The sequence below is a fragment of the Cellulomonas persica genome (genome assembly GCF_007989825.1).
GTDB lineage: Bacteria > Actinomycetota > Actinomycetes > Actinomycetales > Cellulomonadaceae > Cellulomonas > Cellulomonas persica.
Window position 1 is genome coordinate 54953 of the sequence record NZ_BJUA01000002.1, and the last position, 23676, is coordinate 78628.

19 protein-coding genes are annotated in these 23676 nt (G+C 73.4%); 7 read left to right on the forward strand and 12 right to left on the reverse strand.

The features are described 5' to 3' along the window. Nucleotides 1-126: 126 nt before the first annotated feature. On the forward strand, nucleotides 127-3171 hold the full coding sequence (locus CPE01_RS02080; protein ID WP_146804999.1) for a hypothetical protein: 3045 nt from the start codon (nucleotides 127-129) through the stop codon (nucleotides 3169-3171). Nucleotides 3172-3839: 668 nt separating this feature from the next. Further along, the gene (locus CPE01_RS02085) at nucleotides 3840-4040 is read left to right on the forward strand and encodes a serpin family protein (protein WP_246783702.1); all 201 of its coding nucleotides are present in this window, start codon (nucleotides 3840-3842) and stop codon (nucleotides 4038-4040) included. A gap of 79 nt (nucleotides 4041-4119) precedes the next feature. Here the strand turns inward: CPE01_RS02085 and CPE01_RS02090 are convergent, their stop codons facing one another. The 6 genes from CPE01_RS02090 to CPE01_RS02115 all read right to left on the reverse strand — a co-directional run bounded on the left by CPE01_RS02090 (nucleotide 4120) and on the right by CPE01_RS02115 (nucleotide 9436). Beyond that, nucleotides 4120-4596 carry an aromatic ring-opening dioxygenase LigA gene (locus tag CPE01_RS02090; protein ID WP_146805001.1) on the reverse strand — a complete coding sequence of 159 codons (477 nt, stop codon included), beginning with the start codon at nucleotides 4594-4596 and terminating at the stop codon, nucleotides 4120-4122. Between the two features lie 160 nt (nucleotides 4597-4756). After that, on the reverse strand, nucleotides 4757-5659 hold the full coding sequence (locus tag CPE01_RS02095) for an aminoglycoside phosphotransferase family protein (protein ID WP_146805002.1): 903 nt from the start codon (nucleotides 5657-5659) through the stop codon (nucleotides 4757-4759). Beyond that, entirely contained in the window at nucleotides 5656-6381 is a 726-nt protein-coding gene (locus CPE01_RS02100; protein WP_371861968.1) for an NUDIX hydrolase, read from the reverse strand. Before CPE01_RS02100 ends, CPE01_RS02095 begins: the two co-directional genes overlap by 4 nt. Beyond that, nucleotides 6378-7079, reverse strand: a complete 702-nt coding sequence (locus CPE01_RS02105; RefSeq protein WP_246783676.1) for a type 1 glutamine amidotransferase — start codon at nucleotides 7077-7079, stop codon at nucleotides 6378-6380. The genes CPE01_RS02100 and CPE01_RS02105 overlap by 4 nt, the downstream gene beginning before the upstream one ends. Beyond that, a complete protein-coding gene (locus CPE01_RS02110) occupies nucleotides 7076-8530 on the reverse strand; it encodes a GuaB1 family IMP dehydrogenase-related protein (RefSeq protein ID WP_146805003.1) in 1455 nt (484 codons plus the stop codon). The genes CPE01_RS02105 and CPE01_RS02110 overlap by 4 nt, the downstream gene beginning before the upstream one ends. A gap of 81 nt (nucleotides 8531-8611) precedes the next feature. Further along, entirely contained in the window at nucleotides 8612-9436 is an 825-nt protein-coding gene (locus CPE01_RS02115) for an alpha/beta fold hydrolase (RefSeq protein WP_146805004.1), read from the reverse strand. 83 nt (nucleotides 9437-9519) lie between these two features. On the opposite strand from CPE01_RS02115, the gene CPE01_RS02120 reads away from it, so the two are divergent. The 4 genes from CPE01_RS02120 (at nucleotide 9520) to pflA (ending at nucleotide 15455) form a co-directional block, all read left to right on the forward strand. After that, nucleotides 9520-10107, forward strand: a complete 588-nt coding sequence (locus CPE01_RS02120; RefSeq protein WP_146805005.1) for a DUF4126 domain-containing protein — start codon at nucleotides 9520-9522, stop codon at nucleotides 10105-10107. Nucleotides 10108-10146: 39 nt separating this feature from the next. Continuing rightward, nucleotides 10147-12036: a 1-deoxy-D-xylulose-5-phosphate synthase gene (gene dxs / locus CPE01_RS02125; RefSeq protein WP_146805006.1), complete on the forward strand. Its 1890-nt coding sequence runs from the start codon at nucleotides 10147-10149 to the stop codon at nucleotides 12034-12036. Between the two features lie 143 nt (nucleotides 12037-12179). After that, the gene (gene pflB / locus CPE01_RS02130) at nucleotides 12180-14453 is read left to right on the forward strand and encodes a formate C-acetyltransferase (protein ID WP_146805007.1); all 2274 of its coding nucleotides are present in this window, start codon (nucleotides 12180-12182) and stop codon (nucleotides 14451-14453) included. Nucleotides 14454-14564: 111 nt separating this feature from the next. Further along, a complete protein-coding gene (pflA, locus tag CPE01_RS02135) occupies nucleotides 14565-15455 on the forward strand; it encodes a pyruvate formate-lyase-activating protein (RefSeq protein WP_146805008.1) in 891 nt (296 codons plus the stop codon). A gap of 33 nt (nucleotides 15456-15488) precedes the next feature. On the opposite strand, the gene CPE01_RS02140 is transcribed toward pflA, so the two are convergent. From CPE01_RS02140 to CPE01_RS02165, 6 genes are all read right to left on the reverse strand, one after another. Next, a complete protein-coding gene (locus tag CPE01_RS02140; RefSeq protein ID WP_246783677.1) occupies nucleotides 15489-16160 on the reverse strand; it encodes a maleylpyruvate isomerase N-terminal domain-containing protein in 672 nt (223 codons plus the stop codon). Between the two features lie 120 nt (nucleotides 16161-16280). After that, nucleotides 16281-18452, reverse strand: coding sequence for a 3-hydroxyacyl-CoA dehydrogenase NAD-binding domain-containing protein (locus CPE01_RS02145; RefSeq protein WP_146805010.1), 2172 nt, complete (start codon nucleotides 18450-18452; stop codon nucleotides 16281-16283). Continuing rightward, entirely contained in the window at nucleotides 18449-19684 is a 1236-nt protein-coding gene (locus CPE01_RS02150; protein ID WP_146805011.1) for a thiolase family protein, read from the reverse strand. Before CPE01_RS02150 ends, CPE01_RS02145 begins: the two co-directional genes overlap by 4 nt. 260 nt (nucleotides 19685-19944) lie before the next feature. Further along, nucleotides 19945-21243 (reverse strand): HRDC domain-containing protein, encoded by a 1299-nt coding sequence (locus tag CPE01_RS02155; RefSeq protein WP_146805012.1) that lies wholly within the window; start codon nucleotides 21241-21243, stop codon nucleotides 19945-19947. 89 nt (nucleotides 21244-21332) lie between these two features. After that, nucleotides 21333-21839, reverse strand: a complete 507-nt coding sequence (locus tag CPE01_RS16995) for a response regulator transcription factor (RefSeq protein ID WP_246783678.1) — start codon at nucleotides 21837-21839, stop codon at nucleotides 21333-21335. Nucleotides 21840-21988: 149 nt separating this feature from the next. Beyond that, the gene (locus CPE01_RS02165; RefSeq protein WP_146805013.1) at nucleotides 21989-22573 is read right to left on the reverse strand and encodes a DUF3000 domain-containing protein; all 585 of its coding nucleotides are present in this window, start codon (nucleotides 22571-22573) and stop codon (nucleotides 21989-21991) included. 500 nt (nucleotides 22574-23073) lie between these two features. On the opposite strand from CPE01_RS02165, the gene CPE01_RS16285 reads away from it, so the two are divergent. Further along, nucleotides 23074-23451, forward strand: a complete 378-nt coding sequence (locus tag CPE01_RS16285) for a YbaB/EbfC family nucleoid-associated protein (protein WP_186811370.1) — start codon at nucleotides 23074-23076, stop codon at nucleotides 23449-23451. The last annotated feature ends 225 nt before the right edge of the window (nucleotides 23452-23676 follow it).

A 23676-nucleotide genomic window follows, 5' to 3' on the forward strand; every position in this document is an offset into this window, starting at 1 on the left:
GGAAGTCGGCCGCTCGTGGGGGGTTGGTACGCCTCCGACACGCGCACGCTACAGTCCACGCGAGCAGGGTCGGCGCGTCTTTCGTGCGGTGCGGCCGTGGTCGTACGTCCCAAGGCGGCAGCGACCATGTCAGGGCGGGTCGAGCCGCCCCCGAGCCGGGCGACGTCGTTCGACTCGTACCAGGTGACCGTGAGCGGCGTGAACAGCGGGTTCCGGGCGGCGATGTGGACCACGAACGGCGCCTTCTCCTTCTCAGGCCTCGACCCGGACGACCTTTACGCGGTCGGGTGGGAGACGGCCGACGACGTGCCGTCCGGCTGGCTCGGGCAAGACGGGTCGTCGTCACCGAACTCACGAGCGGTTCCCCCGATGTCGGGCCTGATCCTGCGACCGACCGAGTGGGCGTCCGTCGGCGGCCGGATCCAGCTGCCCCCTGAGGTGTCTCTCGACGAGGTGGAGCTCGTCGTCGACGTAGAAGGCTTCGGGAAGCACGAGGGCGCGTATCCACGTGGCTCCGTGCGCGCCGACGGGACCTTCCTCGTCTCGGGCATCGAGCCCGGTTCGACCGGGTACATCAAGATCGACGATCGGCGCGACCGACTTCGGGGTGGTTGGTACACAGGCTCGGTGACGCTGTCTCCCGTGGAGCGCAGCCGGAGCGCGATCGCTGCGGGCGACCAGGACGTGCTCGTGGTGCTCGAGGAGGCGGCGACGATCGAGGGCACCGTCGTTCTCGGAGACCAGTCGCCTGCGGAGTCGTTCGACTCGCTCAAGGCGAAGGCGCACGGGATCGGCGATGAGTTCGTCGAGGCTGTTCCGGTCGGCCGGGACGGCCGGTTCGTCCTCGGCGGCCTGGTCCCCAGCGAGTCGTACACCGTGCGCGTCGGGGGCACGACGTCGCAGCTGGTCAGCGTCGAGTCACCCGCTCGGGTGACTGCACCAGGCGCAGTCACGCTCACGACGGCAGGGCGGACCTGGATCACGGTGAGGGTGTCGGGGCCCGGCGTCTCTGCTCAGTCCGTGGGATCGGTCAGAGCCTTCGACGAGGCAGGGGTGGAGCGCGGCTACGCGTCGGTGGACCGCACAGGCACCGGGAGGATCAACGGTCTGCAGGCCGGCCGTCAGTACCGCCTGCAGACCAGCGGAGGGTGGTCGAGCGGTTGGTACGTGGGTGACGGCGCCGTCGTCCAACAACGTCGCGCGAATGCGGTGTCGGTCGCAGCAGGGGGACACGCAGAGCTCGTCGTCGTGCCACAGGCGACTCTCAGCGGCCGACTGGCTCCTAGCCGGTGGACGATGGTCGAGTACTTGGATCCTGAGACGGGCGAGCTCGTGGACTACGGCTACGTCGAGGGTTCTGACTACACGGTCGACGCGCCCGCCGGGACGTACAAGATCCTGGTCGATGACACGGATGAGTCATACGCCCCGAGCTTCTACTCCGAGGACGGCCGCAGCTTCGTCTCGTTCGACGAGGCCTCCGAGGTCACCTTCGAGCCCCAATCCACTGTCGAGGGGGTTCTGCTTCGTGGCGGGAGGTGCGCCTCCTACTCGGGCCGGGTCGAGCTCGACGACCGATTCGTGGAGCCCGAGCAAGTGAAGCTGTGGAGCGACGCACCGGGTTCCATCGGCGAGCACACGGGCTGGATCGGGGATCCTGACCCCCGGTTCACCGTCAGAGGTCTGGCACCCGGGACGTACCACGTCGCGATCGTGTACACCGACCGTGTCGAACGGCAGTTCCCCGACGTCGTGATCGACGGTTGCACCGCTACGACCGGTGTCGTCCTGGGCGATGATCCGGGCCTCGTCCAGGTCGAAAAGCCGACGCTCACCGGCGAGTCGCGGGTCGGCAGCGAGCTGAGCGTCAGCACCGGGTCCACGGCACCTGCCGCCGAGTCGTTCGACTTCGAGTGGCGTCGTTCGGAAGCGCGCATCCCCGGGGCCGACGGGCCGACGTACGTCCCGACCATGGATGACGTCGGGCACCCGCTGAGCGTCGTCGTGACGGCCCGCCGCAGCGGCTACCGCTCCGTGAGCTACGAGGTCGATCACGAGGACTGGGTGCCGGCACCCGAGGTCAGGCCGGGCCAGGTGACCGTTGACGGGCAGGTCCGAGTGGGCGGCACCTTGCGTGCAGGGGTCCAGGGATGGCCCCAGGACGCGGTCATCTCCTACCGCTGGGCGCGGGACGGCTGGACGATCGTCGGTCACGACGGACCTCTCTACCCGCTGGGGGCCGACGACGTGAACGCCCGGATCTCCGTGACGGCGACCGCCCAGCTGCCGAGGCACGTGCCGGCGTCCGCCGCCGTCACCACGGCCCCCGTCGAGCTCGACTTCCTCCTGCTGGAGGCGCCGCGGCTCACTACGGGGGCGGTCGTCGGAACCAGGCTGTCCGTGGATGAGCTGGCGTGGAGCGCTGCGCCCGACGCGACTCGCTTCCAATGGCTGCGCGACGGGCGGGCGATCACCGGGGCGACGGCGGCCCAGTACACACCGGTGGCCGCTGACCAGGGCACGCGGATCTCCGTGCGGATCACCGGCAAGCTCACGGGCTTCGCTGACGTGGTGGCCACCACGTCGGCCGTCCAGGTCAAGCGTGGAGTCATCACCGAACGCACCCGGCCGACGGTGAGCGGAACCGCCCGCGTGGGGGAGACGGTTCGCGTGACGACTGGTTCGTGGTCGCCTTCGAGTGTGACGCTCAGCTACAGGTGGCTGCGTGACGGTGTCGCCATCTCCGGCGCGAGCGGACCGGCGTACCGACTCCGGGTGCTCGACGCCCACGCACGCGTCTCCGTCCGGGTGACCGCCTCGAGACCCGGGTTCGGCTCGGTGTCGGACGTCGTCGCCTTCAATGCTCGCGTGGGCAAGGTTCGACCTGACATCGGTGCCACGTTCGTCAGGTCGGACGACCGGAGTCGGATCACGGCACGGGTCACTGTCGCGGCGTCCGGCGTCAGCGCCCTCACTGGTCGCATCCGGGCCACGGTCGACAGCCGCAGCGTCTGGACGACACTGCGGGCGTCCGCGAAGGGCAAGGTCACGCTGCTCCTGCCTGCGCGGGTCAAGTCCGGCGACATCGTCCACATCGAGTTCACGCCGACGGGCGACACCTCAGTCGGCGTGATGAAGCGCACCGTGACGCGCACGGTTCGAGGGGTCTAGGTTCGCGGCATCCTCCGTCCGGGTGACGTCGCGCCCATGGCCCGTGATCGACGACCAGGACCCAGGACCGCCGGGCATCCCTGCTTCGTTTCGGCGTGATCGCCGTGAGTCAGGGAGAACGCGCCGTGCGCGCACAGCGGTCGACGCGCGTCACCACGATCGTCGCTTAGCTCGTCGTCGGTGGCCTGTTCGCAACCGGCCTGGCCGGGGCGCCGGCGATGGCTGGCACGGACCCGTCCGACGCGCCGCCGAGTCCACACCGACTCCGACGGCGACGGCCGATCCATCTGCGCCCGACGCGCCCGCCCGGAGCGTCACGCCGGTGTCTCCGGCCTCGGACGAGCCCGGTCCGACGTCCGCGGCGACCCTGTCTCCGGACGTGGAGACGACCGCGCCGGTCCGCACGTCGTCGCCGTCGCCATCGGCCGCTCCGAACCCCGCGCCGACTCCGTCGCCGACGGCCACACCACGTCCGGCGGCGCCCTCGCCAGGCCCGGAGGTCAGGCCCCGGCACTCAGTCGTTCGCTCGACACGCAGTCGAGCGAGCAGGTGCTCGTCACGCTCCCGCGCCTGGACCTCACGAGCCGGACCGACCTCATGCCGCTGCTCACCGAGCTCGTGTCGCCGACGTCTCGCTGAGCGGCATCGCCGACACGCCCGTGGACCTCATGCAGGCCGCGCAGCAGGCCGTCCTGCGGGTCGACGAGGCGGGCACGCGTGCGGCGGCGGTCACCGAGGTGATGGCGGGCGAGGCTGCTCCGGTGGCGACGCGTGAGGTCAGGTTCGACCGTCCCTTCCTGCTCGTCGTGCGGGACGTGACGACCGGCTGGCCGCTGTTCCTGGCGTCCGTCGCGGACCCCACGCTCTGACGCCGACCGTGTCCGGGCATGACGAAGGCCCCTGCCCGCCGGGGAGAGCGGGAGGGGCCTTGTCAGCTCAGAGGTCGGCTCAGACGGCCGAGGAGGCGAGCTCGGGCTTCGCGGGAGCCGCGTCGTCGGCCGGCGCGAGCTTGCGGATCGCGACACCGGTGATGGCGAGGACGACACCCAGGCCCATGACCAGCAGCGCGACACCGAAGGCGACGACCGAGGTGAAGAGCGAGGCCCGCAGGAAGGAGCCGTTCATCGCGACGGCGCGCAGCGGGTCCTCCTTGTCGAGCTCGGCGTAGGTCTTGCCACCGGTCGCGTCGAGCGCGTGGTGCTTGATGATGTCGGCCTGTGCGAACGCCTCCCACGGCGTGTCGACAGCGCCGCCCGCGAACGCCGCGGCGTCGTCGGAGACGGTGATGTTCTCGGCCTTGAGGTTCACCGAGACGGCCGTCCAGGTCGTGGCGCCGGCGACGAAGAAGACCGCGCCGAAGATGATGATGATGAGGCCCAGGAGGCGGGGCAGCTTGGTGGTGGAAGAAGAAGTCGGCGTCGACATCGTGAGTCCTTGTCTGATCCCTCGGGTAGGGGCTCCGGCCCCGGCGAACCGGTCCGGCCCGCTGCACTGATCGTTCACCCACGAAGACCCGTGCACCTGGGACCAACGGTCCATGTGCCTGCGGTCACATGTGCACGTGCATACATCGCGTCTTCGCAGGTCAGCGCGATGCTACCGCGTCTGCGGCGTGCAGCCCGACAGCGGCCATGAGGGGGTACTCGACCGGGTGGGCGAGGAAGACCGGTACGAGACCGGCTGCCCACGCACGTGCGCGTCGCCACGTCGCGTCGTCCCATCCGCGCGCCGCGACGCTGCGGGCGACGAACGCGTCGCGCCCGTCGGCGTCGAACGTCAGCCACGCGGTCGCGAGGTCGCTCGCGGGGTCGCCGTGGCCGAGGTCCCCGAAGTCCAGGACCGCGGTGAGACGCCCGTCGTCGCTCAGGAGGTTGCCCGGGTGAGGGTCGCCGTGCACCCACACCGCGGGTTCGCGCCACGGGGGAGCGGCCAGGCCGTCGTGCCAGGCGTCGAGCAGCGCGTCCCGGTGCGGCAGGTCGGGGGCCGTCTCGAGCCGCGTCGCGACGACCTGCGCCCGCTCGACGAGCGGGACGCCGCGGTACGGGTTGCGCGGTGCGTCGGCGGGGGCCGCGACGTGCAGGGCGGCGAGCGCGTCCGCGAGCTGCGTGGCCCATGCGGTGCGGTCGGCCACGGGCGTCGCCGCCACGACGGTCCCCGGCAGCCACGGCACGACGCTCCAGGGCCACGGGTAGAGCGGCGACGGGACGCCGGTCCGGACCGGGACGGGCGTCGGGACCGGCACGTGCGCACCGATGAGCGGCAGCCAGCGGTGCTCGTTCGCGACGAGCGGTGCGCTGACCGCGCGCACCGGCAGCCGCACCGCGAGGTCGTCACCGAGCCGCCACGTGATGTTGTCCCAGCCGTGCACGCGTGAGTGCAGGGGCAGGTCGGCGAGGTCGGCGTGCTGCTCGGCGAGCAGGGCGTGCACGAGGTCGGTGTCGACGTCGATCTCGATGAGCGGGTGCACGGGCGCGGCCGGCCGGCTCACGGCTCGAACCGCCGCAGCTCGAACGTCCGGCTCCGCTCCCACGGCACGGTCCAGCCCAGCGCGTCGAAGATCCCGTCGAGCACGAGGGCGGTGAAGCCCCAGACCAGGACGTCGTCTCCGACGAGGAACGCCGGCGTCCGCAGCCGCCCGCGCACCCCGGCGTGCTCGACGAACCCGCGGCGGGCCGGGTCGAGCAGCTCGGCGACGGGGGTGCGGAACACGTCCACGGCCTCGTCGTGGTCGACCGCGGCGACGCGCGACGGGCGGGTCCACCACGCGAGGACGGGCGTGACGAGGTTGTTGCTCACGGGCAGCGGGACGTCGGCGAGCGTGCCGAGCACCTCGACGCCGGACGGGTCGAGGCCGGTCTCCTCGACGGCCTCGCGCAGCGCGGCCTCGCGCGGGCCGGCATCCTGCGGGTCGATCCCGCCGCCAGGGAACGCGACCTGGCCCGGGTGGTGGCCGAGCGTCGCGGCGCGGCGCTGCAGCAGCACGTCGAGATCGGCCGGCACCCGGGAAACGCCTCGCGCGTGCGCGGGCAGTGCGTCGAGCACGCCGAACAGTACGAGCACCGCGGCGCGGCGTGCGTTCGACGGGTCGCGCAGCGCTCGGCCCGCGTCGAAGCGCCACGGGACCCCCCGGCCGACGAGCGCGCGCAGGCTGTCACGCGCGTCGGCCTCGCCGCGGTCGTCGAGGTCGCCGGGTCGGTCGGACGCGCTCACCCGCGCGTCCGCACCCGCTCGGCGAACGTCTGGACGAGCTTGTGCGCGGCCGGGACGAGCGTCGGCAGGTGCCGCGCGCCGTCGTCGCGGATCGTGGCGATCTCGTCGTCCGTCAGGTCGGCGGTCATGGTCGACGTACCGAGCCACAGGTCGAGCAGCGCGGGCTCGACCTCGATGTGGAACTGCACGCCGAGCGCGCTGCCCGCCCGGAACGCCTGGACCGGCGTGGTCGGGGTCGAGGCCAGCAGCGTGGCCCCCGGCGGCAGGTCGATCGCGTCGCTGTGCCAGTGCAGCACGGTGGGGCGCGAGCCGAGCGGGCCGAGCACGAGGTCGTCGGCGACGACGTCGACGGGCGCGAACCCGATCTCGGTGCCGTGCCGACGGTGCAGGTGAGCGCCGAGCGCCATGCCGAGCAGCTGCGCGCCGAGGCACACGCCGAGGACCGGAACGTCCGCGTCCACGGCCGCGACGAGCAGCGCGCGTTCGGCCGCGAGGCCGGGGTAGCCGCGGTCGTCGTCGGCGTCCATCGGTCCGCCCATGACGACGACGCCCGAGAGCTCGTCGAGCGAGGGCAGCACGGGGTCGGCGGTGCCGCAGACCGTGCGCACGCGCACGGGCGCGTCGAGGCCCGGAGCGATCAGCCCGGGGCCCTCGTACGGGACGTGCGTGAGCACGAGGACGGGTCGCACGCCGGTCACCAGCCGTCCGGGAGCGGACGTCCCTCTTCGTAGCCGGCCGCGGACTGGATGCCGACCGTCGCGCGCTCGTGGAGCTCCTCGATCGTCGCGGCGCCCACGTACGTCGCCGCCGACCGGACGCCCGACGTGATGTGGTCGATGAGGTCCTCGACGCCCGGGCGCCGCGGGTCCAGGTACATGCGCGAGGAGGAGATGCCCTCCTCGTACAGCGCCTTGCGTGCGCGGTCGAACGCCGAGCCACCGCGCGTGCGTGCGGCCACGGCGCGCGCCGACGCCATCCCGAACGACTCCTTGTAGAGCCGGCCGGAGCTGTCCTCGTGCAGGTCGCCCGGCGACTCGTGCGTGCCCGCGAACCACGAGCCGATCATGACCTGGGAGGCGCCCGCGGCGAGCGCGAGCGCGACGTCGCGCGGGTGGCGCACGCCACCGTCGGCCCACACGTGCGCGCCCAGGCGGCGGGCCTCGGCGGCGCACTCGAGCACCGCCGAGAACTGCGGGCGCCCGACGGCCGTCATCATGCGCGTCGTGCACATCGCGCCCGGGCCGACGCCGACCTTGACGACGTCCGCACCCGCCTCGACGAGGTCGCGCGTGCCCTCGGCCGTCACGACGTTGCCTGCGACGACGGGGACCTGCGGGTCGAGCGCGCGCACGGCGGCGAGCGCGTCGAGCATCTTGCGCTGATGGCCGTGCGCGGTGTCGACGACGATCGTGTCGATCCCCGCCTCGAGCAGCGCGGCGGCCTTGGCCTTGACGTCGCCGTTGATGCCGACGGCACCCGCGATGAGCAGGCGGCCGGACGTGTCGAGCGCGGGACGGTAGATCGACGAGCGCAGCGCGCCGACCTGGGTGAGGACGCCGACGAGCCGCCCGTCGCGCACCACGGGGGAGAACTTGCGCCGGCTCGAGTGCAGCTTCTCGAACGCCGCCTCGAGCCCGCGCGCGCCGCCGTTCTCGACGACGTCGAGGTCGACGGTCGTCGGGTGCGCGGTCATGACGTCCTCGACCTGCGTGAACCGGTCGACGCCCTGGCAGTCCGCCTCGGTCACGACGCCGACCGGGACGCCGTCGGCGACGACGACCGCGGCACCGTGCGACCGCTTGCCGATGAGCGTGAGCGCGGTGTGCACGGTGTCGTGCGGGGCGACCACGACGGGGCTCTCGACCACCGGGTGCGCGGCCTTGACCGACTGCACGACGTCAGCGACCACCTCGACGGGGATGTCCTGAGGGATCACGGCCATGCCGCCGCGGCGCGCGACGGTCTCCGCCATCCGGCGCCCGGCGACCGCGGTCATGTTGGCGACGACGAGCGGCACCGTCGTGCCCGTGCCGTCGGTCGACGCGAGGTCGACGTCGAAGCGGGAGGTGACCTCGGAACGCGACGGCACGAGGAACACGTCGCCGTAGGTGAGGTCGGAGGTGGCCGAGTGGCCAGGCAGGAATCGCATCGAGTTCCCCCTTTCCGACGCATCGTACCCGGGGCACGTGCGCCAGGCCCTGCCCCGGGCCCGTACCCCGGCCCGTGCGGGTCACAGCCCGAGGTCGACGAGCCAGTCGAACGCGACGGGCAGCGCGTGCAGCACCGAGACGTGGCCGTCGTGAGGCCGTTCCCAGAGCTGGGCGTCGGGCAGCAGCTCGAGCAGGCGGCGGCTGTGGCTCGCGGGGACGACCCGGTCGCGCCCGCCGTGCACGAGCAGGACCGGCACGCGCACGTCGGCGGGGGAGAAGCCCCACGGCTGGGCGTACGCGACGTCGTCGTCGACGACGCCGTCCGGCCAGGCCGCCCCCGCGGGACCGGCGTCCGCTCCCAGGGCGGCCCAGGCCGCCTCGAGCGCGGCGAGGTCCGCGTCGACGAACCACTCCACGTCGTCGTCCTCGACCACCGCGGCGCGAGCGGCGCGCCCGGCCCCTGCGGCCCGCAGCGCGGCGTCCGAGGCCATGCCCGCGGCCCAGTCGAACCCGTCGAACGGCGCCAGCCCGGCGATGCTCACGACCGCGGTCGCGCGGTCGCGCAGCAGGGCCGCGCACGCGAGCGCGTGCGGTCCGCCGCCGGACGCGCCGACGAACGCCGCACGCGGCACGTCGAACGCGTCGAGCACCGCGCGCACGTCGGCCGCCGCCGAGGCGACGTCCCGCCCCGGCCGTGGGGACGACCCGCCGTACGACGGTCGCCCGTAGGACACGACGCGCAGACCGCGCCGGGCCGCGGCGTCCACCACGGGCGCCAGGAGCGCTCCGGACTGCGGCGTCCCGTGGTGCCAGACGACGACACCGGCGTCCTGGTCGGCGGACGAGGCGTGCGCGCGCAGGACGCGGCCGTCCGGCAGGTCGAGCGTGACCGACGTGCTGCTCATGCGGCCGAGTATGGCGAGGACGGGTGACACACGCGCGTCGCGCACGCAGTGCCTGCCCGGTGCCCGGTCGGTAGGGTCCAGCCATGCTCGTGGCGCTCACGGGGATCGGCCTGGCGACGGCGGCGGGGCTGAACGCGTACATCCCGTTCCTCGTCGTCGCGCTGCTCGCGCGGTTCACCGACGTGGTGGTCCTGCCCGACGGCCTGACCTGGATGGAGTCCTGGTGGGCCATCGGGATCGGTACGGTCCTGCTCGTCGCGGACGTCGTGCTCGACAAGGTCCCCGTCGTGGACTCGGTCAACGACGCGATCCAGACGGCGATCCGGCCGCTGTCCGGGGGCGTGGTCTTCGCCGCGACGTCGGCCGCCGCCGACCTCGAGGAGTCCCGGTGGGTGCAGGACCACCCGTGGGTGCCGTTCGTCGCGGGCGTCGTCGTGGCGCTCGTCGTGCACGCGGGCAAGGCCACCGTGCGGCCCGTGGTCAACGCCGCGACGCTGGGCGCCGGCGCGCCCGTGGTGTCGACGGTCGAGGACGGGACGTCGGTGGGGCTGAGCCTGGCGGCGGTGTTCGTCCCGCTGCTCGTCCTGGTGTTCCTGGTGGCGCTCGTCGTCGTGATCGTCACCCTGCGGCGACGGCGCCGTGCGGCGACGCGTACGCCGGAGGCGTCCTAGAGTGGGACGTCAGTCGTCAGAGGGACGTGGGAGGAACGCGTGAACAGGTCGCTGCTGTCGCGCGTCCGCACCCCTGCGGACGTCCGCGCGCTGCACCCCGGTCAGCTCGACGCGCTCGCGCAGGAGATCCGCACGTTCCTGGTCGACCGGGTCTCGCGGACCGGCGGCCACCTGGGGCCGAACCTCGGAGTCGTGGAGCTGACGATCGCGCTGCACCGCGTGTTCGAGTCGCCGCGCGACACGCTCGTGTTCGACACCGGGCACCAGTCCTACGTGCACAAGCTGCTCACCGGCCGCCGCGACTTCGAGGAGCTGCGGCGGCGCGGCGGGCTGTCGGGCTATCCGAGCCGCGCCGAGTCCGAGCACGACGTGGTCGAGAACTCGCACGCCTCGACGGCGCTGAGCTGGGCGGACGGCATCGCCAAGGCCAACGAGCTGCAGGGCCGCTCCGACCGGCACGTGGTCGCCGTCATCGGTGACGGAGCGCTCACGGGGGGCATGGCCTGGGAGGCGCTCAACAACATCGCCGAGGGCCAGGACCGTCGGCTCGTCGTCGTGGTCAACGACAACGGCCGGTCGTACGCGCCGACGATCGGCGGCCTCGCGCTGCACCTCGACACGCTGCGCACCACGCAGGGCTACGAGAACGTCCTGTCCTGGGGCAAGCGCACGCTCAAGCGCTCGGGGCCGCCCGGGCGGCTCGCGTACGACGCGCTGCACGGCCTGAAGAAGGGCATCAAGGACGTCGTCCTGCCGCAGGGCCTGTTCGAGGACCTCGGCCTGAAGTACGTCGGGCCGGTCGACGGGCACGACGAGCAGGCCGTCGAGCGTGCGCTGCGCCGCGCGCAGGCGTTCGGCGGGCCGGTCATCGTGCACGTGATCACCGAGAAGGGCCGTGGGTACACGCCCGCGGAGCAGGACGTCGCCGACCGGTTCCACGCCGTCGGCGTGATCCACCCCGAGACGGGGCTGCCGGTCGCGCCCTCGCGGTTCGGCTGGACGAGCGTGTTCGCCGACGAGATCGTGCGCATCGGCCGTCGACGCCCGGACGTGGTGGCGATCACCGCGGCGATGCTGCAGCCCGTGGGCCTGGCGCCGTTCGCCGCGGAGTTCCCGCACCGCGTGTTCGACGTGGGCATCGCCGAGCAGCACGCGGCGACGTCCGCGGCCGGCATGGCGTTCGGCGGGCTCCACCCCGTCGTCGCGGTGTACGCGACGTTCCTCAACCGCGCGTTCGACCAGGTGCTCATGGACGTCGCGCTGCACCGCGCGGGCGTCACGTTCGTGCTCGACCGGGCGGGCCTGACCGGCGACGACGGCGCGAGCCACAACGGCATGTGGGACATGGCGATGCTCGCGATCGTGCCGGGGCTGCGCCTCGCGGCGCCGCGCGACGAGCAGACCCTGCGCACCGCGCTGCGTGAGGCCGTCGACGTCGACGACGCGCCCACGGTCGTGCGGTACCCGAAGAGCGCGCTGGTCGACGAGATCCCCGCGATCGAGGACCTCGACGGCGTGGACGTCCTCGCGCGGCACGACGCCCCTGACGCCCACGCGCGACGCGTGCTCGTCGTCGGCGTGGGGGCGATGGTCGGCAGCGCTCTGCAGGTCGGCGAGGCGCTCGCCGCGCACGGGCTGTCCGTGACGGTCGTCGACCCGCGCTGGGTGCTCCCGATCCCGGCTGCGCTGACGAAGCTCGTCGGTGACCACGACCACGCGGTGACGATCGAGGACGGCCTCGTCGACGGCGGTGTCGGTGCGCACGTCGCGCAGCGCGCGAGCGAGCACGGGATCCTCACGCCGGTCCAGGCGTTCGGCATCCCGCGGGACTTCCTGCCGCACGCGTCACGCGACCAGCTCGTCGGCGCCCTGCGCCTGACTCCGCAGGACATCACGCGCGACGTCCTCACGGCGCTGGCGGGCGCCTGACACCAGGTGCCCGCGGTGCGCGCGCGACCGTGGAAAAAGGGCCTGTGACCTGCGAAACATCACCCCGGGGCCCTAGGTCCCGAGACATCCCATCATTTCCCTCCTAGGTTCGAGTCATCGGACCGATTCCACAAGGAGCGCAGATGTCCACGACGGCCGTACCCGGCACCGACCACCTCGAGGCAACGATGCCTGCAGCATGGGAGGGGTTCGTCGCCGGCCCGTGGGTCGACCACGTCGACGTGCGGGACTTCATCCAGCGGAACTACACGCCCTACACGGGTGACGCGTCGTTCCTCGCCGGGCCCACCGCACGCACCACTGGCATCTGGTCGAAGCTGTCGGCGATGTTCCCCGAGGAGCGCGAGAAGGGCGTCTACGACGTCGACGCCGCGACCCCCTCGACCATCACCTCTCACGCCCCGGGCTACATCTCCGAGGGCGAGGAGGTCATCGTCGGCCTGCAGACCGACGCGCCGCTGAAGCGCGCGATCATCCCCAACGGCGGCTGGCGCATGGTCCAGACGTCGCTGGAGACCTACGGCTACCAGGCGCCGCAGGAGATCATCGACATCTTCACCAAGTACCGCAAGACGCACAACGACGGCGTCTTCGACGTGTACCCGCCCGACGTCCGCGCCGCGCGCTCGTCGCACATCATCACGGGCCTGCCCGACGCGTACGGCCGCGGCCGGATCATCGGCGACTACCGCCGCGTCGCGCTGTACGGCGTCGACGCGCTGATCGAGGCGAAGAAGCTCGAGAAGTCCGAGCTCGACATGGAGCGCTCCGTCGAGGACGTCATCCGTGCCCGCGAGGAGCTCGCCGAGCAGATCCGCGCGCTGGGCGAGCTCAAGGCGATGGCCGCGTCCTACGGCTGCGACATCTCGAAGCCTGCGACGAACGGCCGCGAGGCCGTGCAGTGGCTGTACTTCGGCTACCTGGCCGCCGTGAAGGAGCAGAACGGCGCGGCCATGTCGCTCGGCCGCACGTCGACGTTCCTCGACGTCTTCCTCAACCGCGACCTCGAGGCCGGCACGCTCACCGAGGAGCAGGCGCAGGAGATCATCGACGACTTCGTCATCAAGCTGCGGATCGTGCGCTTCCTGCGCACCCCGGAGTACGACAGCCTCTTCTCGGGCGACCCGACCTGGGTGACCGAGTCGATCGGTGGCATGGGTGAGGACGGTCGTCCGCTCGTCACCAGGACGTCGTTCCGGTACCTGCAGACGCTGTACAACCTGGGCCCCGCCCCCGAGCCGAACATGACGGTCTTCTGGAGCGACGCGCTCCCCGAGGGCTTCAAGAAGTTCTGCGCCCAGGTGTCGATCGACACCTCCGCCGTGCAGTACGAGTCCGACGACCTCATCCGCGCGGACTGGGGCGACGACGCCGCGATCGCGTGCTGCGTCTCGCCGATGCGTGTCGGCAAGCAGATGCAGTTCTTCGGCGCTCGCGTGAACCTCGCCAAGGCGCTGCTCTACGCCATCAACGGCGGTCGCGACGAGGTCTCGGGCAAGCAGGTCGCGCCGGTGTCGGCCCCGGTCGAGGGCGAGTTCCTCGACTACGACGACGTCATGGCGAAGTTCGACAAGATGATGGACTGGCTGGCCCAGACGTACGTCGACGCGCTGAACTGCGTGCACTTCATGCACGACAAGTACGCGTACGAGCGCATCGAGATGGCGCTGCACGACCGCGAGATCCTGCGGACCATGGCGTGCGGCATCGCCGGCATGTCGGTCGTGGCGGACTCGCTGGCGGCCATCAAGTACGCGAAGGTCCGTGCGCTGCGCACCGCCGACGGTCTCGTCACCGAGTACCAGGTCGAGGGCGACTTCCCGAAGTACGGCAACGACGACGACCGGGCCGACGACATCGCGGTGTACCTCGTCGAGACGTTCATGCGCAAGATCCGCCAGTACCCGACGTACCGCAACGCGCTGCACACGCAGTCGGTGCTGACGATCACGTCGAACGTCGTCTACGGCAAGGCCACGGGCTCGACGCCCGACGGTCGTCGTCGCGGCGAGCCGTTCGCCCCGGGCGCCAACCCGATGAACGGGCGCGACACGCACGGCATGCTCGCCTCGGCGCTGTCCGTCGCGAAGCTGCCGTACTCGGAGGCGCAGGACGGGATCTCGCTCACCTCGACCGTCGTGCCGTCCGGCCTGGGCCGCACGCGTGAGGAGCAGGTCGCCAACCTCGTCGGCCTGCTGGACGCGTACACGATGTCGAACGGCTACCACATGAACATCAACGTGCTGAACCGTGAGACGCTCGTGGACGCCATGGAGCACCCGGAGAACTACCCGCAGCTCACGATCCGCGTGAGCGGCTACGCGGTGAACTTCGTCCGGCTGACCCGTGAGCAGCAGCTCGACGTCCTGTCCCGCACGTTCCACGGCGCGGTCTGACCGACGCCCGGGTGAGGGGCCGCACCGCGAGGTCGCGGTCCCTCACCGGGGCGGGTCGAACGCCCGCCACGCACCGCAACCGCCACCCGAGAACGACGAGAGGAGCCGACGATGAGCACGAGCACCACGCAGGTCGGCGCCCCGGTCGTCGAGCTCGGCCTGCCGCTCGTCGGCGGCGCCCTCGGGCGCGCGCAGGGTGCCGGCACCGAGGGTCTCGAGGTCGCCGAGACCGACGACCGCTCGGCCAAGCTCGCCGCGGTGCGCGCGGGCGAGGTCGGCTCGGTGCACTCCTGGGAGCTCGTGACCGCGGTCGACGGGCCCGGGACGCGCATGACGGTGTTCCTGTCGGGGTGCCCGCTGCGCTGCCTGTACTGCCACAACCCCGACACCATGGAGATGCGTCGGGGCACCGACGTCACCTCCGACGAGATCCTCTCGAAGGTCAAGCGCTACCGCGGGGTCATGAAGGCCACCGGCGGCGGCCTGACGATCTCCGGCGGTGAGCCGCTCATGCAGCCCGCGTACGTGCGGCGGCTGCTGCGCGGCGCCAAGGCCATGGACGTGCACACCGCGATCGACACGTCGGGCAACCTCGGTGCGCACTGCACCGACGAGATGCTCGACGACATCGACCTGGTCCTGCTCGACGTGAAGTCGGGCGACCCGGAGACCTACAAGAAGGTCACCGGCCGCGACCTCGAGCCCACGCTCCAGTTCGGCCGGCGCCTGGCGGCGCACGGCGACACCGAGGTCTGGGTCCGGTTCGTGCTCGTCCCGGGTCTCACCGACGCCGAGGACAACGTCGACGCGGTCGCCGAGTACGTCGCGTCGCTCGGCGAGTGCGTCACGCGCGTCGAGGTGCTGCCCTTCCACCAGATGGGCCAGGACAAGTGGGCCGAGCTCGGCATGCGCTACGAGCTCGCCGACACCAAGCCGCCGAGCCCCGAGCTCGTCGAGCGCGTGCGCGGCCAGTTCCGAGCCCGCGGGCTGCGCGTCTTCTGACCGGGCTTCCGGCCTGCGCCTGGCGAGCAGCCCCTAGAACGCGCTGATCGAGATCGGCGCGCGCTGCGGCCGGCTGAGCGTCCGCACGAGCGCGTCCTGGCCGTGGCGGCGCAGCGCGGTGTCCGTCAGCAGCGTGAGCACGGGGGACAGCACCTCGTGCGGGAACTGCGGCACGGGGACGCCCAGGCTCGCGGCGAGGTCGTCGGAGTGGACGACGATCTCCAGGAGCCGGGTCGCGACGAAGTCCTCGATCGCGAGCGCCGCGCCCGTCCACGGGACGACGACGACCGGGGGCGCGGTCGTGAGCACCGCGTCGAGGCGCGCGAGCGCGTCCTGAGCGGCCGTCGCGGCAGCGCGCGGGCCGGCCGCGGCCTGCTCCTCGCCCCGCTCGCGTACGCCGCGGTTGGCGGGCCCTTCGAGGTCCTGCTGGATCCACAGCGCCTGCGCGTAGTGCTCCGAGACGGTGATGGGCTCGGACAGGCGCGAGTCCGACCGGTCGTGCGCGAGCAGCGTCTCGACGATGCGCTGGGGCTGGTTGACGAGGTGCCACGTGAGCGCGCCGACGGTCATGCCCGCGCACGCGGACTCGTCGTTCCAGCGCTGCGTGATCTCGGGCCAGGCGACCAGCCCGGCCAGGAGACGGGTCGCACCGATCGCGGCGCGAGGGTCGAGGTTCCCGACGAACGTCAGCTCAGGCCACTGCATGCGCACACCTTGTCACGTCTCGGAGGTCCTGGTGGTGCAGGCGGCCGCCCCGACGTGCCGCGGTGGCGTCGTCGAGGCGGCCGGCCCGTGACCCGCTGCCTGTGCCGGTTCCGTCCCCGCTCAGGTGGCCGGCACGTTGGCGACCCCGTCGGGCAGCAGCCGGTGCCCGAGGACCCGCTCGCTGTACCCGGTGCGGTCCAGGTAGGGCGTCAGGCCACCCAGGTGGAAGCCCCAGCCCGCGCCGAGGATCATGCACAGGTCGATCTGCTGCGGCGTGGCGACGACGCCCTCGTCGAGCATGTGCCCGACCTCGACCGTGAGCGCGGTGAGCACCGCGTCGAGGACACCCGCCTCGTCGAGCGGCGGGTCGAGCGGCGCGGTCTCGCGGTGCGCGTCGAAGGTCGCCTGGATCGCGGGGTCGACCGGCTTCGGCAGCCCCTTGGCGGGCGCCGGCAGCACGACACGCGTGCCGTCCTCGACGAGTCGGGTCAGGCCGGGCGAGCGCGGGAACCGCTCGCCGAGATCCTCGCGCAGCGACGTGAGCACGTGCAGGCCGACGGCGGGCCCGACGAGGTCGAACAGCTCGAACGGCGGCATCGGCAGACCGAGCGGCCGCAGCGCGCGGTCGGCGACCTCGACCGGCGTGCCCTTCTCCACGGCGTCCACGATCACGCCGAGCAGCAGGACGAGCAGTCGGTTCACGACGAAGCCCGGACGGTCCGCGCACAGCACCGCCGTCTTGCGCAGCCTGCTCGCGACCGCGACGCCCGTGGCCAGCGCCTCGGTCGACGTGCGCTCGGCGTGGATCACCTCGACGAGCGGCATCGCCGCGACCGGGTTGAAGAAGTGCAGGCCCACGACCCGCTCCGGGTGCTGCAGGTCGGCCGCCATCTGCGTGACGGACAGCGCCGAGGTGTTCGTCGCCAGGATCGCGTCGGACGAGACGACCTGCTCGACCTCGGCGAACACGCGCTTCTTGAGCGAGAGCACCTCGGTGACCGCCTCGATGACGAAGTCGCACCCCGCAAGGTCCTCGAGGCGCGTCGTCCCGTGGATCGAGCCGAGCAGGCGTGCGGCCGTCGACCCGGACATCCGCCCGGAGGCGGTCTGGCGCTCGACCCCGGCCCGGACCGCGTCGAGGCCCTTGGCCACACGCTCGTCGTCGAGATCGCGCATCACGACCGGCACGCCGAGCCGCTGGGCGAACAGCAGCGCGATCTGCGCGGCCATGAGCCCCGCACCGACGATCCCGACGCGCGTCACCGGCCGCGCGAGCGCGGTGTCGGGCGCTCCGACGGGGCGCTTGCCCGCCGAGACGAGCCCGAACGCGTAGACGCTCGCGCGCATCTCGTCGGACATGATGAGGTCCGCGAGGGCCTCGTCCTCGGCCGCGAACGCCTCGTCGCGCGACGCCGTGCGGGCCGCCGCGACGAGGTCGAGCGCACGGTAGGGCGCGGGACGTGAGCCGGCGACCGTCGCGTCGAGGCGCTCGCGTGCCGCGTCGGTCACGGCCCGCCACGTCGCCTCGTCGTCCAGCGGACGACGCTCGACGACCAGCTCGCCCGTGACCACGCGGGCTGCCCAGCGGATCGACTCCTCCAGGAAGTCCGCGGTGTCCAGCACGACGTCGACGAGGCCGATCTGCGCGGCCTGCTGCGCCGTGAACGGCTTGTTCGCGGCCGGGCGGGTCAGGATGACGTCGAGCGCGGCCTGCACCCCCACGAGGCGCGGCACGACGTACGCGCCGCCCCAGCCGGGCACGAGGCCGAGGCCGGTCTCGGGGAGCGCGAGCGCGCGCACGTCCGCGGCAACGGTCCGGTAGCGGCAGTTGAGCGCGAGCTCGAGGCCGCCACCCAGCGCGACGCCGTTGACGAACGCGAACGTGGGTACGCCCATGTCCTGCAGCAGGCCGTAGGCCACGTGCCCCTGCCGGCCGAGCTCGAGGGCCTCGTCGCGCGACGTGATCCCCGCGACCTGCGTGAGGTCCGCACCCGCCGCGAGGAAGTACGGCTTGCCGGTCACCGCCACGGCCTGCACCTCGCCGTCGCCCACGCGGTCCCGGACGGTGGTGAGCGTCGCGACGAGCTCGGCCATGCCCTGCGGTCCGAGCGTCGTCGGCTTGGTGTGGTCCAGGCCGTTGTCGATCGTCACCAGCACGAGCGTGCCCGCACCGCCCGGCAGCGTCACGTCGCGGGCCAGCGCGTGCGAGACGCGCTCGGGGCGGGCCGCAGGTCGCTCGTCGCCCTGCTCGACGGTGCTGGTCGTGGTCCTGGTCGTCGCGTCGGCGCTCATCGGGCGGCCTCCTCGTCGGTCGTCGGCACGTAGTCGGCGTGGTGCGGGTTCTCCCAGACGACGGTCCCGCCCTGGCCGAGACCGACGCACATCGTCGTCAGGCCGTAGCGGACCTCGGGGTGCTCGGCGAACTGGCGCGCGAGCTGGGTCATGAGGCGCACGCCCGACGACGCCAGCGGGTGGCCGACCGCGATCGCGCCGCCGTACTCGTTGACGCGCGGGTCGTCGTCGGCGATGCCGAACGCGTCGAGGAACGCGAGCACCTGCACGGCGAACGCCTCGTTGACCTCGAACAGGCCGATGTCGTCGATCGTCAGGCCGGCCCGCTCGAGCGCACGACGCGTGGCCGGCACCGGGCCGACGCCCATGATCTCCGGCTCGACCCCCGCGTAGGCGAACTGCACGAGGCGCATGGCCACGGGCAGCCCGAGCTCGGCCGCGGTGTCCTCGGCGGCGAGCAGGCACGACGCGGCGCCGTCGGTGAGCGGGGCGGCGGTGCCCGCCGTGACCCGCCCGCCCGGCCGGAACGGGGTCGGCAGGCCGGCGATCGCCTCGACCGTCGTGCCGGGGCGCGGCGGCTCGTCGGCGGTGGCCAGGCCCCAGCCGCGCTCGGGGTCGCGCGTCGCGACGGGCACGAGGTCGGGCTCGACCTTGCCGGCTGCCAGGGCCTCGGCGTACTTGCGCTGGCTGGCGGCGCCGTACGCGTCGGCCCGCTCACGCGTGAGCGCGGGGAAGCGGTCGTGCAGGTTCTCGGCGGTCACGCCCATGTTGAGGGCGTCGGCGGCGACGAGCCGTTCGGCGAGGAACCGCGGGTTGGGCTCGGCGTCGAACCCCATCGGGTGCCGGCCCATGTGCTCGACCCCGCCGGCGAGGGCGACGTCGACCGAGCCGACCGCGATCGCCCCCGCGACGGTGGTCACGGCGGTCATCGCGCCCGCGCACATGCGGTCGATCGCGTAGCCCGGCACGGTCGTCGGGAGCCCCGCGAGCATCGCGACCGTGCGACCGAGCGTCAGCCCCTGGTCGCCCTGCTGGGTGGTCGCCGCGATCGCGACCTCGTCGACGCGGTCGGGTGGCAGCTGCGGGTGACGGCGCAGGAGCTCGCGCACGGTCTTGACGACGAGGTCGTCGGCACGTGTGTGCGCGTACAACCCGTCGGGACGGGCGCGACCGAACGGGGTGCGGACCCCGTCGACGAAGACGGTGCGACGAGCACGGGTGGCGGCGGGCATCGGGCCTCCTGGGGACGACGGTGTCCGTACGGTCGGGCGGGACCGGGGAGTGCTGTGCTGGTCCGGGCCCTGCGCCATGATGCGCAGAGCCTGGGACTTACGACCCACAGGGGCCGAAGTTACCCGAGAGTAACATCCGCTGACCTGCAGCGGGAGAGCCGCCTCGAGGCGCGCCGGCGGGGCTCGGGCCTCGAGCTCAGTCGTCGAGCCCGGCGTGCGAGCTCAGTCGTCGAGCCCTGCTACGAGACGAGGCTTCGCGATCAGCCGTCGAGGGAGGCGAACGCCGCCGCGAGCGGGCCGGCCACGAGCTCGACCTGCCACGGACGTGCGGCACCGGCGGCCAGGTGCTCGGCGATCGTCGTCGCGTCGAGCGCGTCCGGAGGCGTCCAGCACAGCCGCCGCAGCAGGTCCGGCTGCAGGATGTTCTCCACCGGGACGTTGTGCTGCGTCGACAGGCTCGCGACCACGTCGCGCGCGGCGGCCAGGCGTGCGGCAGCGGCCGGGTCGCGGTCGGCCCACGCGCGCGGCGGCGGCGGGGCGTCGCTCTTCGGCCCGCGCACCGACGGCAGCTCGGAGTCCGCCAGCGCGAGGCCACGGTCGATCGCGGACTGCCACAGCACCGCACGGCGGCGCGTCCCCTTGCCGGAGAAGGCCGGGAGCGCGGTCAGCTGGGGCACGGAACGCGGCAGCGCCTGGGCGGCGGCGACGATCGCGGCGTCGGGCAGCACCCGCCCGGGCGACACGTCGCGCTGGCGCGCGTTCTGGTCGCGCGTCACCCACAGCTCGCGGACGACCGCGAGACGACGCGCGTCGCGCACGGCGTGCAGGCCGGACACGCGGCGCCACGGCTCGACGCGCGGTGCCGGCGGGGGAGCGGTCCGGACCGCCTCGAACTCCTGGGCGGCCCACTCGGCCTTGCCCTCGACCGCGAGCCGCTCGGCGAGCACCTCGCGCACCTCGACGAGCACCTCGACGTCGAGCGCCGCGTACCGCAGCCACTCGGTCGGCAGCGGACGGGTCGACCAGTCGACGGCGGAGTGCTCCTTGGCCAGGCCGAGGCCGAGCGTGTCGGCGACGACCGCCGCGAGACCCACACGCTCCATGCCGAGCAGGCGAGCCGCGAGCTCGGTGTCGAAGACGCGCGTCGGGACCATGCCCTGCTCGGTCAGCCCCGGCAGGTCCTGCGACGCCGCGTGCAGCACCCACTCGACGCCGACGAGCGCGTCGGAGAGGGCGGACAGGTCGGGCAGCGCGACCGGGTCGATGAGGGCGGTGCCCGCGCCCTCGCGGCGCAGCTGCACCAGGTAGGTGCGCTGGCCGTACCGGTACCCGGACGCGCGCTCGGCGTCGACCGCGACGGGCCCCGTCGCCGCACCGAACGCCTCCACCACGGCGGCGAGCGCCTCGGGCGTGTCGACGACCGCCGGGATGCCCTCGGCCGGCTCGGTCAGCGGGACGACCGGCGGGGGGACGTCGGCCTGCACCTCGGTGCCGAGCGCGTCAGCCACGTCGTCCGACGGGACGACGCCCGGTGCGCGCTCGTCGTCCACAGGTCGCATGAAACCAACCGTAGGCGACAACGGCCCGCACCTCGTGCAGGCCGCGCCCAGGCCGCGGACGCCTCGTGCGTCACACCGCGGGGGCGACGTCAGTCGAGCAGGCCGCCGCGGAACGACATCGCGACGAGGTGCGCGCGGTCGCCCGTGCCGAACTTGCGCGAGATCCGCGCCAGGTGGCTCTTGACGGTGAGCGCCGACAGGCCGAGCTCCTCGCCGATGAGGCGGTTGCTGCGGCCCTGCGCGACGAGCCTGAGGACGCTGAGCTCGCGCGACGTCAGCTCGGGCAGCGGCGGTGCGGGGGGAGGCGCGACCGGCGTGCGCGTGAGCGACGGTGCGGTGCTGCTGGCGACCGCTCCTCGCAGCCCGCCCGCGAGCAGCGTGCACAGCTCCGAACGGCTCGCCCGGCGGGTCAGCACCACGACACGCTGGTTGCCGCGGCGGCGCAGGTTCTGCACGAGCGTCGTGCCGTCGCCGTCCGCGAGCTCGGTCACCACGACGCACATGTGATGAGCCGCAGCGGGCCGTGCCGCACCCGGTGCCGCCGACGTGGCGGAGGTGCGGGCGGCGGGCGCGCGGCGCAGCGGCTCGATGGTCACGACCTGCTGATCGGCAGGCTCGGCCGGGGACTTGAGCCCCGCCAGGACGAAGACGACAGCTCGTCAGCGTCTCGTCGCCTCGCTGTGGTGCCGGCGCCGGCCCACCGGCGTGCCCGGACGGCGAGCGAGCCCGCCGTCCGGGCACGTCGTCAGTGGCGGGGACCGAGCGGGACGACGCCGTCGGGCAGCGGGGGCAGCCCCGCCGCGGCGCACAGCAGCGCCTCCCACGCACGCAGGTGGTCGCGCAGGTCCGGGTCGGGCGCGGTCCACGACGCCCGGATCTCGAGCTCGGTCTGCTCGGCGCGCACGTCGAGCGCGCCGAAGCTCTGCGACAGCACGCGCGTGACGGTCCCGCCCGCCGCGTGCGCGTCGAGGCCGACGCTCGACAGGGCGTCCAGGAACCAGCTCCAGGCGACCTCGGCGAGCAGCGGGTCCGCGCCGACCTCGGCCTCGAGGGTCGCCCGGACGAGGGTCACGAGGCGGAACCGGCCGTCCCAGGCCTCCTGGCCCGCGGGGTCGTAGAGGACGACGAACCGCCCCGAGGCGAGCTCGGCGGCGGAGACGGACCGTCGTGCGGTGCGCACCTCGGCGGTCAGTGCGGCCGAGTACGGCGCGATCCGGGCGGGGCCGGGCACCTCGTCGAGGACGACCTCCGGCCGCACCGTGACCGTGCGCAGCGAGCGCAGGGCCTGCACGAACTCGGCAGGCACGTCCTCAGGACCGGCGGGGCTCATGGTTGCCGAGCGTAGGCAACACCGTCGCCCGCAGGGCGCGCGGCGCGCCGGGCGCCTGTGGAGGACGCGCACGCGGGACGCGGCACGCTCGCTACGGTCCGCTCACGCCCCTCACCAGGGCGACGACGGCAGGGCAGAGGCGGGGGAGAGCCATGACCACGAGGACGACGAGCGACGCGGACGGCGCGCGACGCGGGCGAGCCGACCGAGGCGGTGCCGGGACCGGCCGCTCGACCACCGGAGGGTTCGTGCCCGGTCGCCTACCGGGCGGCCCTGGTGCGGGGACGGGTTCGAGCAGGTCGCCGCAGGACGGGTCCGCAGCGCATGCGCGGGCCGGGGCGGGCGCCCTCCTGAGTACGGCGGGCGGTGCGACCCCGCCCGCCGGCCTCGGCGGGCCTGCACGCGGTTCCGCCCCCGCACCCTCGCCCGCCTCCGCGGCGACGGCGGGCCCCGCCACGACGCGCGTGGGCGGCGGCGCCGTCCCACCGTCGGCCCCGCCGGTGGCGCCCGGAGCGGACTGGGTCGACGGGGCCGAGGAGCGGTTCGCGGCGCAGGTCGCCCGCGCGCACCAGCACGCGCGGGACCTGGAGTCGCTGCGCGACGAGGTCGACGCGCTGCGCGGCGCGGCCACCTCGCCACGCGGGGAGGTGGACGTGCTCGTCGACGCCCGCGGGCGCCTGGTCCGGCTGCGGCTCGCCGAGCGTGCGTACGCGCTACGCCCCGCGTCGCTCGCGCGACTCGTCGAGGACACGGTGCGCGCCGCGGTCGCGTCGGCCGAGCGGGCCGCCCTGGCGCTGGTCGAGGCGAGGTGCGGCGCCGACGCGTCGATCACCGCTGCGGTGCGAGCGGACCTCTCGGCGGCGACGACGCTCGCGTGAGCAGTCTTGCCCCGTGATCGGCACACCGGGGCGGGTGCGCGGGCGCACTAGGCTGAGGCGGCACCTCTCCCGGCCCGCACGGCCGGGTCCATGACATCCGGCAGGAGCCACGGGTTCGTGGCGTCGGTCCCTCGCTCGTCCAGGGCGCACGGTGTGCGCGCCTGCACGACGGTCGCGGGTCGAGCCAGCCCGCCTGCCGCGGCGACAACCGAAGGAGCACCACGC